Raw genomic sequence first — 12,431 nt, forward strand, 5'->3', positions numbered from 1 at the left:
TCGACAACGCATACGGAGACCGAAACCTCATCTGCACATGCCCACCAATGGACGCTTACGAAGAAGCCGCAGAGTAAGAGGCTGATATCAGGGTTCGAACCCCTTGGGCACGCCAAATGGCGGCGTGTCCACGCTTGTGCCCGTCAGGGCGTTCAGGAAGGCCACTAACTCGCTGGTCTCGACGTCTGATAGCTCCATCGGGATGATGTCGACCTGACGACGCTGTCGCGCCAGTTCGAACCGATCGTTCCACACCGCAAAATCAACCTGTTGCAGCCACGGGACTTTGGGCAAGGCGGCCATCTCGGGAGTCCAATGCGCAAGGCTGTCCTGCGGGTTCAGATGATGGCGAATGATGCTGTCGAGGTCAGGAAAGGCTCCGTTATGGCCATAAGGCGCGGTTAGGGCGACATTGCGCAGCATGGGGGTGCGAAAGCGATACGCATCCTCTAGCTGGTCGCTTTCGCCCATGCGCCCTACGTCCCGCACGTTGGGGTCCCATTGCCGGGTGCGACCGGGGCCAAAGGGCGGAAGGGCCAGCGCGTGGAACTTCTGATCCGACAATAGCGGGCCAGAGTGACAGGTGGCACAGCGCGCCTTGCCGTAGAACAGGGCCATCCCGGACTTTTGGGTTGGTGTCAGAGCATCGGTGTTCCCAGCCAGATATTGATCAAACGGGCTGTCGGTGCTGCGCCATTCGATGGCCATGAAAGCGGCCAGAGCATTGGCGATCTGGGTGATGGTGATGTCTTCAGGCGTTTCGATCTCATCAAAAGCGCGGGTCATGGCGGGGCCGTATCGCGGGTCGGTACGGACGCGTTTCGCCAGAATCGGCCAGCCCTTGTCTATCCGGTCATGTACCGCGCCGGTCACTTCGTTTTCAGCCACATTTCCTGCCATCTCAAACTGGGATGTCATTGGAAACAGCGCCTGCGCGGCCAGCAGAGAATTCAATCCCGCGGGCAACCATTCCTGCGCCGGAGAGTTGAAGCCGTTGCCATAGACATCCGAGATACTCAGTCGTCCGTCATGGAAAACAGTATGGATGTCCTTCGCCCCGAGGTTCCAAAGGCCGGGCGAATTTCGGGGAATACGCTTGCGGATTTTGTCGGACCCAGTGCCCGGCGTGCGATCGGGGCCTAACCCCTGACCGCCTTCGCCAATACCCAGCGACAGGCCGTCGGATGTTCCGAAATCGGGATGGTGGCAATGGGCGCAGGCGATGTTTTGATTGCCCGACAGGATTGGATCGTAAAACAGTTGATGACCGATGGCGGCCTGTTCCATATCAAAGGACAGGAAATCATCATCGGTCAGCGGGCGTGGCAGCTCTTGCGCTGCGGCTGCGCCGGCGAAAAGGAAAGCAATCCCATGCGCCAGATTATATTTGCCCTGTGTATGCTTGCGACCCCTGCGCTGGCCGAGCTGGAACAGGCGCGTGACATGATGGAGGCCGGCGCGTTCGAGGCCGCGCGCGAGGAACTGCTGCCCGCCGCCCGATCCGGCAATGCCGAGGCCGAGGAATTGATCGGCGTGATGTACGGGTTGGGTCTTGGAGTCGAGCAGGATTATGAACGGGCCTTTGAATGGTATCTGCGCGCATCGATGAAGGGGCATCCGGGCGCACAATCGGGGATCGGCTGGTATTACGAACTGGGTCTGGGCATGCCTGCGCCCGATCTTGTGCGGGCTTACATGTGGTACACGCTCAGCGCCATTGGCGGCGATCCCGACGCGGCAATCAGCCTTGAGGAAGTGGTCAAGAAAATGTCGCCGGAGCAGATTGAAAGAGCCCATGTTCTGGTCAACGACTATAAAGGGTGGATGTACCCGTTTCGGTGAGGGTCGGGCCAAACGCCCGACCCAAAATGGCTTAGTTCAGGTCCGCGTCACGCGATGCGTTGACGTCTGCCTCGGCCGCTGCAACGGCTTCGGTGAGCGCGGTGAAGACCTCATCACCACGACCGACGTTGGTTTGGAACCACTCGTAGACCGGGGTTGCCGCCTCTTTGAACGCGGCTTTCTGCTCGGGGGTCGGCACGTACAGATCACCGCCACCGGCGACAAAATCCTCATAGGCCTGGATCGACTTGCGCTTGGGTGAGGCAAAGGTGGCCTGCTGCAGCGCATAGAACCCATCGACCACGACACGGCGCATGTCTTCGGGCATCTCCTGGAACTTGGCGTTATTCATCCACCACAGAGCGCCCATATAGGCATGGCCGTCCAGGGTGACATATTGCAGGCCTGCATCGGGGAATTTCATGCCCATGATGTCGGTGATGCCGTTCTTGGAGCCTTCAACCACACCGGTTTGAAAGCTGGTGAACAGTTCCGGCCACGGGATCGGGGTGGGCGATGCACCCAAGGCTTTAACCAGCTCTTGTGGCAGGTCAGCGACCACGGTGCGGATTTTCAACCCTTCCATATCAGCTGGTTCAGCCACGCGACGCTGGGTGTTGGCAAAGTTGCGCCAGCCACCAGTGTTGCCGATGGTCATCAGACGGATCGCGCCGCCGGAATCCTCAAGCGCCATGTCGCGCATGGTGCGGGTGAAATCGCCGGATAGAACGTGCTCGGCAATCCGGTCATCCGCCATCAGGTAGGGTAGGTCGAGGACCTGGACATAGGGAAAGATGCCTGACGCCCCGCCCGAGGTCGAGATATAGATGTCGATGGTTCCATCGGCCACACCCTGCAGGCATTCCGCGCCGTTCGAACACAGCTGCGTACCGATGAACAGCTCGACCTCGATCGCGCCGTTCGAAGCGGCTTCGACATAGTTCTTGAAAACGATCAGACCGTCATAATCCTCGTCATTTTCGTTCGAGTTGGCCGTGGCGCGCAGCGTATAATCCGCTGCCGTGGCCGCGATGGCTGATGCGGCGACCAGCGACGTGGCCACCGCTGCGGTTTTGATAAAGGTTCTGAGCATGCGTTTCCTCCCTGTGGAACTCAGTTAGTTGGCAAATCCCGTTATCCTCGGGATCGTCATGGATAATGCGGGGATGTAGGTGATCAGAAAGATCACGATGATTTCGACGGCCAGAAACGGCAGGATCGCCTTGGCAATGGTTTCAACCTTTTCGCGCGACACGGCGGCGGCCACGAACAGCACCAGCCCCATGGGCGGTGTGGCCAGACCAACGGTCAGGTTGACGCTCATGATGATGGCAAAGTGGATCGGGTCGACGCCGAGGCTGGTAAAGATCGGTCCTAGGATCGGCCCAAGAATGATGATCGCAGGCCCGGCATCCAGAAACATGCCGACAACGAACAAGAGCAGGTTGATCAGAAACAGCAGGATCAGCGGGTTTTCCGACAGGCTGAGGATCAGCGAGGCCAGCTGTTCTGGCGCATGGCTGAGGCTGACCACGGTTTTGAACGCCATCGCCGCCCCCACCAGCAGCAGAACGACGGCAGAGGTCAGGCCGGCATTGCTGAGGATCTCGGGCACTTCTTTGAGCGTCAGGGTGCGCAGGATGAAAAAGCCGATCAGAAAGGCATAGCCGACGGCCACCGCTGCGGCTTCGGTCGGTGTAAAGATACCGCCCAGAATACCACCCAGAATGATCACCGGAGTCAGCAGTGGAAAGAACGCCTTGAGGCTGGCCTGACCCCGTTCACCCCATGTGTATTTGCGGCTGGCAACGGGAAAATCATACTTGTCGGCCATGAATTTGATCATCAGCATCAGGCCAACGCCAACCATTACGCCCGGCACGATCCCGGCCAGAAACAGCGCCGCAACGCTTTCGCCCATGACATAGGCATAGATGATCATGATGCCAGAAGGCGGGATGATCGGGCCTATGACGGAACTGGCCGCCGTGATTGCCGCGGCAAATTTGCGGGTATAGCCCTGCTTCTCCATCGCCGGGATCAGCATTGAACCCAGCGCTGATGTATCCGCCACGGCAGAGCCTGAAAGTCCCGCAAACAGGATCGAGCTGAGCACGTTCACATGCGCCAACCCGCCGCGAAAATGGCCCATCAAGGCTTGGCTGAATTCCACCAGACGGATGGTTATCCCGCCGCGGTTCATTAGCTCTCCGGCCAGCATGAAGAAAGGGATTGCCATCAGGGGAAAGCTGTCCATGCCGTTATAGACATTGCGGTACAGCAGGGTGATGTCATTGGATTGGCCATTCAGCCACAGCAGGATACCCGGGGCGGCCAAAAGGGCGAAAAAGACCGGCAGGCCGATCATCAGAAAGACAAGGAAGGTGGGCAGGAACCAAATCAACATCTATTCAGCCCCCACCGGTGCGTCGGCAATTTCAGGCAGCAGGTCTGCGCCCCCCAATAGCGAGACAATCGCGCGCAGGATCAGCTCAACATTTACTACGATCAGAAGGGCCACCCCCACCAGCAGCGAGGCCATCATCCAGCTGCGCGGGACGCGGTACCATTCGTCAAAGCCAAATGAGGTGGGAATATACAATGCGGCGGTTGCGAATTTGCCCCCGAACCCGGTCACTTCGGACCAGCCGATCTTAACCGCCACCAGCAGCACCGCCAGTGACACGAACAGCAGCGCGAGCATCAGTATCTGTCCCAATACGCGCGGAAGCATCAGGGGCACCATGTCGATGGCCACGAACCCGCCGCGGCGAAATGCGGTCGGGGCCATCAGACCCGTCATCCAGAGCATGCAGAACCGGGCGGCCTCATCCGGCCAGGGCAGTGCGTTGCCTAGCACATATCGGAAGAATACCTGAATCAGGATTGCGGTCACCATGAATGCAATCGCAACGACGCCAACCGCGCGGCCCAATCGCAGCACGGTTTCGTTCACGAATGCAATCGGCGCCAGCATCGTTGCCAGTCCGCCCATGCGTTTCCTCCCTATGTCAGCCGCGGGTTTGTCCCGCAGTCGTCAGAGCGCGCTTAGGACTGCGCGAATTGGCCGAGTTTTCCGGCATAGAAGGTCAGCGCGTCTCCATCGCTTATGCTGGCCTTCAGGACTTTGCCCACCACGATCACATGATCGCCTGCGTCGTGATAAGCGTGTTGTTCACATTCAAACCGTGCCAGACAATCCGGCAGCAGAGGGGTGCCATTCGAGCAATGCCCATGGGCGATGTCCCGCAACGCAAAGGCGTTTTTCGAGCAGCCGAAACACAGCTCGGCCTGTTCAGAGGACAGTACATGAACGCTGAAATGGCGCGCCTTGTGGAAATAGGGGAAGCGGCGCGAGTTGCGGTCGCCGGCCCACATGATCAGGGGCGGGTCCAGCGACAGGGACGAAAAACTGTTGGCAGTGATGCAGACCGGACCGTCCGTGCTGTTGCAGGTGACGATGGTAACTCCGGTGGCAAAGCGGCCAAACGCATCGCGCAGGGTTCGGATGTCATCCTTGTGTGGGATGAAAGTATGGTTCATGTCCTGTGACATTGCATTCATCATGGTACCTCATGGCCCAGTGCCGCCTCATAAAGGCGGTACCAACTCTCGCGATCCAGATTGACTTTCAAGGCGTCCGAAATCTGTTTGATCCGACCCAGATTGTTGGTGCCCAGCACCGGCAGGATGCCTGCAGGATGTGCCAGAAGGAAGGCCACGGCCACTGCGGCCCGGTCCACTCCGAATTCGGCGGCGATCTCATCCGCGACCACGCCGACCGGAGGGTTCCCGGCCATCAGCAGTCCGCCGCCCAGCGGCGACCACGCCATCACCGGCTGCCCATGCTGTTGATGAAACGCCAAGTCGCCATTGGTGAAGGGGCGGATTTCGCCCAGCGAGATCTCGATCTGGTTGGTGACCAGTTGGGTCTTCATAGCTGATTGCAGAAGGGTCCAGTCCCACGGGCGGAAATTCGATACGCCAACCGCGCCCACCTTGCCGCTGGCCACGACCTCGTCCAGCGCTGCGCCGGTCTCATGGTGGTCCATGAAGGGATCAGGGCGGTGGATCAGTAGCAGGTCGACATGGTCGATTGCCATCTCGGTCAGAGAGGTTTCAACCGATTTCAGGATATGCGCGCGCGATGTGTCATAATATTTTACCTTCGCATCCGCGTATCGGCCCATCGGCGCAACGATGTCGCATTTGGTGACGATCTCCATCCGCGCGCGCAGCGCCGGGTTGGCGCGCAAGGCGTTGCCCAAAACCGCCTCGGCCGCGTAACCGCCATAGATGTCGGCCTGATCGAATGTGGTGATGCCCTGATCCAGGCAGGCTTGTATCTTGGCTTCGACATGATCCGCCGAGGTGTCACTGTCATCACCCAAGCGCCACATTCCGTATACCAGGCGGCTCATTTCCAGCGTGTCTGAAAGCTTTACACGTTGCATTAGCGGCGAACTCCGTTGCCCAGCGGGGTGGCCGGGGTGGTTTTGGGCACGCGTCCGTATTCCTCGGGCAGCGAGCAGGTTTTCAGGTTGGGCATCACGCGGGCACCGAAATGGCGGGCCTCGTCCAGATGTGGATAGCCCGAGAAGATGAAGGCGCGGATGCCCATCTTTTGATAGTCTTCAATCTTGGTCATGACTTGATCGGTGGAGCCCACAAGCGCTGCGCCGCAGCCAGACCGCGCCCGGCCCACGCCTGTCCAGAGACCAGGTTCGACATAGCCGTATTCATCCGCCAGATCGCGGTTTTTGGCCTGATGCGCCACACCCAGCGAGGTGGAATCCAGCGCCCGTTCGCGGATGGCGCGACCGTATTCGTCGTCCAGCTTGGATACGATGTAATCCGCGTATTCTTGCGCTTCGGCCTCGGTGTCGCGAACGATCATGTGAACGCGCAAGCCGTAATCCAGTGTCCGGTTGTAATTCTCGGCTACCGCATGAACCGCCTGCATCCGCCCGGCCAGTTGATCCTTGGTTTCTGGCCACATCAGGTAGACATCGCAATGCTCTCCGCACAGTTCGAGCGCAGATGGGGAATAGCCGCCGAAATACAACAGCGGTCCGCCGGTCTGATAGGGTTTGGTTGGATCGGTGGTCAAGCCCGAGAAATTATAGACCTCGCCCGCATGGTTGATCTCATCCCGCGTCCAAGCCTGTTTCAGGATTTCGACGACTTCGCGCGAGCGTTGATAACGGAACGCGCTGTCTGCCTTTTCGCCAGGGAAATCGGACGAGATGATGTTGACCGTCAAGCGCCCCTGCAACATGTGATCCAGCGTCGCGATGGTGCGGGCCAGCATGATGGGCTGCATTTCACCGCAACGCACCGCGGCCAGCAGGTTGATCTTGTCGGTGATCGGTGCGCATCCAGCAACAAAGCTGAGCGTGTCCTGACCGACCTGATAGGATGACGGGCACAGGATGTTGCGAAACCCCTGTGCCTCGGCCTCTTTCACGATGGTGGAACAGTGGTCCCAGCTGGACCGCAGATCGCCATCGGGCATCCCCAGAAACTGATAGTCATCCGAACACAGAGCCGAAAACCACGAGACCTCGGCCGCATTCAGATCGGGGGAGGTGATTGGGACGATCGTCATCTGAGTCGGTCTCCGCAATGGATTTGCTTTTTCTCTTGCGTAGCAATCACATTGATGTAGATCAATAGTGTATCAATTTTTCCTGTGACCAATCGAAGCGCCCCGACGTGCCCCCCACAAGCCGAAACCCCAATGCCCTTCCGATATATGTTCAGATTGCAGAACTGCTGATCCGCGATATTGCGGCCGGCCGTCTGATTGACGGTGAGCGCCTGCCGCCGGAACGGGACATGGCGGCGGACCTGAATGTCTCGGTCGGGACCCTGCGAAAATCGCTGTCCGAGCTTGAGAAAAAAGGGATGTTGGAACGTATTCAGGGCTCGGGCAATTACATCCGTGAGACCGGAACGCAGAACAGCGTCTATGCGATGTTCCGGCTTGAGCTGCCCGAAGGGGGCGGTTTGCCAAGTGCGGATATCCTGTCGGTCGATCATCTGGAAAAGCCTGCCAATCTGCCCGGTTTCGGAGCCGCGGCCACGGGGTCGCGCGTGCGCCGGATGCGCTATTTGAATGACACAATCATCGCGGTCGAAGAGATATGGCTCGACGAATCAGTGGGTTTGATCGACGGCGACCTGCTGTCGGACTCGCTGTATCGCTATTATCAGCAGCAGTTGGGGTTCTGGATCACGCGGGCTGAAGACAGGGTTTCAATCGCGGTGCTGCCCGATTGGACACCGACGGGCTTCACCAAGCCCGTCGGGCAGACGGTCGGGTATATCGAGCGGTTCAGCTGGTCAGAACAGGCCGAACCCGTCGAATTCTCTAAAACTTGGTTCGATCCGGATCGGGCCACCTATGTTCAACGCTTGAAGTAAAAGGAAACGCGCATGACCCGGACCATCAATTACGGGCTGATCGGATGCGGCATGATGGGGCAGGAGCACCTGCACAATATCGCTCTGCTGGATGGCACGCGGGTGGCGGCGATCTATGAGCCCGACCCGCAGATGGCCCGCGCCGCGCAAGAGATTGCACCGGAGGCCGAGATGGTGGGATCAGTAGCGGATCTTTTGGCGATCGAGGATCTGGATTGCCTGGTTATCGCCAGCCCGAACCACCTGCATGTAGATCAAATCTGCGACATCGCGGCGATGCGCCCACTGCCCCTGTTGGTGGAAAAGCCGCTTTTTACCGATCCGCAGGATGCAGCGCGGCTGGAAACGGTGCAGCGTGACTATCCCCATCCAATCTGGGTGGCGATGGAATATCGCTATATGCCTCCGATTGCTGCTTTGATCAAAGGGCTCCAATCCACCGGCGGGGTGCAGATGCTGACGATCCGGGAACATCGATTTCCCTTTCTGGAAAAGGTCGGCAACTGGAACCGGTTCAACCGCAATACCGGCGGCACATTTGTCGAGAAATGCTGCCATTTCTTCGACCTGATGCGGCTGATCCTTGGGTCCGATCCGGTGCGGATCACCGCCAGCGGTGGGCAGGCGGTAAACCATCTGGACGAAAGCTATGATGGGGAAATGCCGGATATTCTGGATCACGGTTATGTTCTGGTTGATTTCGCCAACGGCACGCGGGCGATGCTGGAACTGTGCATGTTCGCCGAAGGATCGCGGTACCAAGAGGAAATCTCGGCCACAGGACCGCAGGCCAAGATCGAGGCGCTGGTGCCGGGGCCGGGGCGCTTTTGGCCCGATCATCTGGGTGACCCGCCGGTGCCGCAGGTCATTGTCAGCCCGCGTAATCCAAAAGGGCCGGTGTCACAAGACATCCCCGTTGACCCGCGCTTGCTGGCCGCCGGGGATCACAATGGCTCGACCTATTACCAGCATCAGGGGTTCCTTGCGCTTGTTCGAGGCGAGCGCGCCGCGCCGGATGTGACGCTGCAGGATGGTCTGTGGGCCGTTCGTATGGGGTTGGCGGCACAACAGGCGCTGGCAACGGGTGAAGCCGTTCGGTTGACCTGATAGGCAACAAGGACGATGCGCTGAGCCGGTGACGAAATTGCGCCTATCGGAAACGCGCTCCCCCAACTTGCGCATAAAAACCTGTCGTTTTTGATTTCTAATGAGTCTTTTTCGCTTGTTGATGCTGCGTCTGCACCCTAGCTCTGTCCGTGGGACACCCCTCCCCAACGAGGGGCGTGTATCTGGAAGGGTAATACACATGACTATCGAACAACCGGCATCGAATGACGCCGTGCGCAAACCTGAAACGCGGCCGGCAAATCCGCGCTTTTCCTCGGGGCCCTGCGCCAAACCCCCCACATTTGACCTGACCAAACTGGCTGACGCAGCGCTTGGCCGTTCGCATCGCGCTGCTGTTGGCAAGGACAAGCTGAAAGCGGCCATCGAAGGTACGCGTGAAGTGCTGGGCATTCCAGCAGATTACAAGATCGGCATCGTTCCCGCGTCTGACACCGGCGCGGTTGAGATGGCGCTGTGGTCGCTGTTGGGTGAACGCAAGGTCGAGATGCTGGCCTGGGAAAGCTTTGGCTCGGGATGGATCACGGATGTGGTCAAGCAGCTAAAAATCGACGCCGAAGTGAAAACAGCCGATTATGGGCAGATCATCGATCTGGCCTCGGTCGACTTCTTCCATGACGTGGTCTTTACATGGAACGGCACGACTTCGGGCGTGCGGGTGCCAAACGGTGACTGGATTGCGGATGACCGTCAGGGTTTGACGATCTGCGATGCGACTTCGGCGGCCTTCGCGATGGACCTGCCGTGGGACAAGTTGGATGTGACCACGTTTAGCTGGCAGAAAGTTCTGGGCGGAGAGGCGGCGCATGGGATGCTGATCCTTTCCCCGCGCGCTGTGGAGCGGCTGGAAAGCTATACCCCCGCATGGCCATTGCCCAAGATTTTCCGCCTGACCAAGGGCGGTAAGCTGATCGATGGTATCTTTTCTGGCGCCACGATCAACACCCCGTCGATGCTGGCGGTTGAGGACTATCTGTTTGCATTGGACTGGGCGCGCTCGGTTGGTGGTCTGCAGGGATTGATTGGCCGGGCCGATGCGAATGCCGGTGCGGTGCATGCGTTCTGCGAGCAGAATGACTGGATCGCCAACCTGGCTGACGACCCGGCGACGCAGTCGAATACGTCTGTCTGTCTGAAATTCACCGATGCGCGCATTCGGGACGGCGCAGCCTTCGCCAAGGCCGTTGCAAAGCGGTTGGAGGCCGAGAATATCGCGTTGGATATCGGGGCTTATCGCGACGCACCTGCGGGTCTGCGTATCTGGTGCGGCGGCACAGTCGAAACATCGGATATCGAAGCGATGTTGCCCTGGCTAGCCTGGGCCTTCGAGGCTGAGCTCGCAGCGCAAACTGAAGCCGCCTGATCTTTCCCAATCTTCACCGGGCCGCCTCAGGCCCGGACATCTCATTACATTCAAGGACCACAGACATGGCTCCCAAAGTACTCGTTTCTGACAAACTCAGTGAAACCGCTGTTCAGATTTTCCGCGACCGCGGCATCGACGTGGATTTCATGCCCGATCTGGGCAAGGACAAAGATAAACTGGCCGAAGTGATTGGCCAGTATGACGGTCTTGCCATCCGCTCGGCCACCAAGGTCACGCCGACCTTGCTGGAACATGCGGACAAGCTGAAAGTCATAGGTCGCGCCGGCATCGGCACCGACAATGTCGACAAGGATGCCGCCAGCAAGAAGGGCGTCATCGTGATGAACACGCCCTTTGGCAACATGATCACCACAGCCGAGCACGCGATTGCGATGATGTTCGCCGTGGCGCGGCAGATCCCCGAGGCCAGTACTTCGACCCATGCGGGCAAATGGGAAAAGTCCAAGTTCATGGGGATCGAGCTGACCAACAAGACCTTGGGCGTCATTGGTGCGGGCAATATCGGCGGGATCGTCTGCGAACGTGCCCTGGGCCTGAAAATGAAGGTTGTCGCCTATGACCCTTATCTGGGTGAAGAGAAGGCCGCCAAGATGGGTGTTGAAAAGGTTGAGCTGGACGAACTGCTGTCCCGTGCCGATTTCATCACCTTGCATGTGCCGCTGACCGATCAGACTCGCAACATCCTGAGCCGCGAGAATCTGGCCAAGACCAAACCGGGCGTGCGTATCGTCAACTGCGCCCGTGGCGGTTTGGTCGATGAAGAGGCGCTGGCCGAGGCTCTGCAATCCGGTCACGTTGCCGGTGCCGCCTTTGACGTGTTCAGCGAAGAACCGGCCAAGGACAACGCGCTGTTCAACCTGCCCAATGTCGTCTGTACCCCGCATTTGGGTGCCGCCACGACCGAGGCGCAGGAAAACGTGGCGCTGCAGGTGGCCGAGCAGATCTCGAACTATCTGCTGACCGGCGCGGTGGAAAACGCGCTGAACATGCCGTCCGTCACCGCCGAAGAAGCCAAGGTTATGGGGCCGTGGATCAAACTGGCCGGACATCTGGGCAGCTTCATCGGTCAAATGACGGATGAGCCGATCAAGGCGATCAACATTCTCTATGACGGTGTCGCGGCTGAGATGAACCTTGCGGCTCTGAACTGTTCGGCCGTGGCCGGGATCATGAAAAAGTTCAACCCCGAGGTGAACATGGTCTCTGCCCCTGTGGTAGCCAAAGAGCGTGGCATCAAGATCTCGACCACCAATCAGGATAAATCGGGTGCCTTCGAGGGGTACATCAAGGTTACTGTCGTGACCGAAAAGCGCGAGCGTTCCATCGGTGGCACGGTGTTCAGCGACGGCAAACCCCGCTTCATCCAGATCAAAGGCATCAATATCGACGCCGAGGTCGGCGCGCATATGCTGTACACCACCAACGAGGATGTCCCGGGTATCATCGGTGCGTTGGGCCAGACCATGGGCGAAAGCAATGTGAACATCGCCAACTTTACCCTTGGCCGGTCCGAAGCGGGCGGCGAAGCGATTGCGCTGCTGTATGTTGATGAACCCGTACCAGCCGAGGCGCGGGCAAAGCTGGCCGAAACCGGCCTGTTCACGCAAATCAAACCGCTGGAGTTCGACGTTGCCTGAGGCGGTGTTGAATA

General features: G+C 58.9%; 12 protein-coding genes. 5 read left to right on the forward strand and 7 right to left on the reverse strand.

The genetic code is table 11. The features are described 5' to 3' along the window. Window positions 1–87: 87 nt before the first annotated feature. Window positions 88–1,287 (reverse strand): cytochrome-c peroxidase, encoded by a 1,200-nt coding sequence (locus tag AC2FLB_RS12430; RefSeq protein WP_496709356.1) that lies wholly within the window; start codon window positions 1,285–1,287, stop codon window positions 88–90. A gap of 84 nt (window positions 1,288–1,371) precedes the next feature. Here AC2FLB_RS12430 and AC2FLB_RS12435 point away from each other — a divergent pair, with 84 nt between their 5' ends. Continuing rightward, a complete protein-coding gene (locus AC2FLB_RS12435) occupies window positions 1,372–1,842 on the forward strand; it encodes a tetratricopeptide repeat protein (protein ID WP_496692579.1) in 471 nt (156 codons plus the stop codon). 31 nt (window positions 1,843–1,873) lie between these two features. On the opposite strand, the gene AC2FLB_RS12440 is transcribed toward AC2FLB_RS12435, so the two are convergent. Genes AC2FLB_RS12440 through AC2FLB_RS12465 form a run of 6 tightly spaced genes read right to left on the reverse strand, consistent with a single transcriptional unit; the run spans window position 1,874 to window position 7,450 of the window. Then, window positions 1,874–2,935 carry a TRAP transporter substrate-binding protein gene (locus AC2FLB_RS12440; RefSeq protein ID WP_142637250.1) on the reverse strand — a complete coding sequence of 354 codons (1,062 nt, stop codon included), beginning with the start codon at window positions 2,933–2,935 and terminating at the stop codon, window positions 1,874–1,876. Window positions 2,936–2,959: 24 nt separating this feature from the next. Next, window positions 2,960–4,249, reverse strand: a complete 1,290-nt coding sequence (locus AC2FLB_RS12445; protein ID WP_142637247.1) for a TRAP transporter large permease — start codon at window positions 4,247–4,249, stop codon at window positions 2,960–2,962. Next, entirely contained in the window at window positions 4,250–4,837 is a 588-nt protein-coding gene (locus tag AC2FLB_RS12450) for a TRAP transporter small permease (RefSeq protein WP_496689969.1), read from the reverse strand. It abuts the gene before it with no gap. A 53-nt stretch (window positions 4,838–4,890) separates the two neighbouring features. Next, entirely contained in the window at window positions 4,891–5,385 is a 495-nt protein-coding gene (locus AC2FLB_RS12455; protein WP_496709357.1) for a flavin reductase family protein, read from the reverse strand. A gap of 20 nt (window positions 5,386–5,405) precedes the next feature. Then, window positions 5,406–6,296 carry an aldo/keto reductase gene (locus AC2FLB_RS12460; protein ID WP_496692572.1) on the reverse strand — a complete coding sequence of 297 codons (891 nt, stop codon included), beginning with the start codon at window positions 6,294–6,296 and terminating at the stop codon, window positions 5,406–5,408. Further along, window positions 6,296–7,450 (reverse strand): LLM class flavin-dependent oxidoreductase, encoded by a 1,155-nt coding sequence (locus AC2FLB_RS12465; RefSeq protein ID WP_496709358.1) that lies wholly within the window; start codon window positions 7,448–7,450, stop codon window positions 6,296–6,298. Before AC2FLB_RS12465 ends, AC2FLB_RS12460 begins: the two co-directional genes overlap by 1 nt. A gap of 107 nt (window positions 7,451–7,557) precedes the next feature. Here AC2FLB_RS12465 and AC2FLB_RS12470 point away from each other — a divergent pair, with 107 nt between their 5' ends. The 4 genes from AC2FLB_RS12470 (at window position 7,558) to serA (ending at window position 12,417) form a co-directional block, all read left to right on the forward strand. Beyond that, the gene (locus tag AC2FLB_RS12470) at window positions 7,558–8,268 is read left to right on the forward strand and encodes a GntR family transcriptional regulator (protein WP_496697503.1); all 711 of its coding nucleotides are present in this window, start codon (window positions 7,558–7,560) and stop codon (window positions 8,266–8,268) included. Window positions 8,269–8,280: 12 nt separating this feature from the next. Next, the gene (locus AC2FLB_RS12475) at window positions 8,281–9,375 is read left to right on the forward strand and encodes a Gfo/Idh/MocA family protein (protein WP_496709359.1); all 1,095 of its coding nucleotides are present in this window, start codon (window positions 8,281–8,283) and stop codon (window positions 9,373–9,375) included. A gap of 199 nt (window positions 9,376–9,574) precedes the next feature. Next, window positions 9,575–10,756: a phosphoserine transaminase gene (locus AC2FLB_RS12480; RefSeq protein ID WP_496703248.1), complete on the forward strand. Its 1,182-nt coding sequence runs from the start codon at window positions 9,575–9,577 to the stop codon at window positions 10,754–10,756. Between the two features lie 65 nt (window positions 10,757–10,821). Next, window positions 10,822–12,417, forward strand: a complete 1,596-nt coding sequence (gene serA / locus AC2FLB_RS12485) for a phosphoglycerate dehydrogenase (protein ID WP_496709360.1) — start codon at window positions 10,822–10,824, stop codon at window positions 12,415–12,417. Window positions 12,418–12,431: the final 14 nt, after the last annotated feature.

The sequence above is a fragment of the Ruegeria sp. CDSA236 genome, assembly GCF_059611285.1.

Bases quoted from the DNA above. Each gene is read 5' to 3' on its own strand.
- AC2FLB_RS12440 (WP_142637250.1), bottom strand. From the start codon at position 2,935: ATGCTCAGAACCTTTATCAAAACCGCAGCGGTGGCCACGTCGCTGGTC.
- AC2FLB_RS12455 (WP_496709357.1), bottom strand. From the start codon at position 5,385: ATGAACCATACTTTCATCCCACACAAGGATGACATCCGAACCCTGCGC.
- AC2FLB_RS12465 (WP_496709358.1), bottom strand. From the start codon at position 7,450: ATGACGATCGTCCCAATCACCTCCCCCGATCTGAATGCGGCCGAGGTC.
- AC2FLB_RS12435 (WP_496692579.1), top strand. From the start codon at position 1,372: ATGCGCCAGATTATATTTGCCCTGTGTATGCTTGCGACCCCTGCGCTG.
- AC2FLB_RS12450 (WP_496689969.1), bottom strand. From the start codon at position 4,837: ATGGGCGGACTGGCAACGATGCTGGCGCCGATTGCATTCGTGAACGAA.
- AC2FLB_RS12475 (WP_496709359.1), top strand. From the start codon at position 8,281: ATGACCCGGACCATCAATTACGGGCTGATCGGATGCGGCATGATGGGG.
- AC2FLB_RS12480 (WP_496703248.1), top strand. From the start codon at position 9,575: ATGACTATCGAACAACCGGCATCGAATGACGCCGTGCGCAAACCTGAA.
- AC2FLB_RS12445 (WP_142637247.1), bottom strand. From the start codon at position 4,249: ATGTTGATTTGGTTCCTGCCCACCTTCCTTGTCTTTCTGATGATCGGC.
- serA (WP_496709360.1), top strand. From the start codon at position 10,822: ATGGCTCCCAAAGTACTCGTTTCTGACAAACTCAGTGAAACCGCTGTT.
- AC2FLB_RS12460 (WP_496692572.1), bottom strand. From the start codon at position 6,296: ATGCAACGTGTAAAGCTTTCAGACACGCTGGAAATGAGCCGCCTGGTA.
- AC2FLB_RS12430 (WP_496709356.1), bottom strand. From the start codon at position 1,287: ATGGAACAGGCCGCCATCGGTCATCAACTGTTTTACGATCCAATCCTG.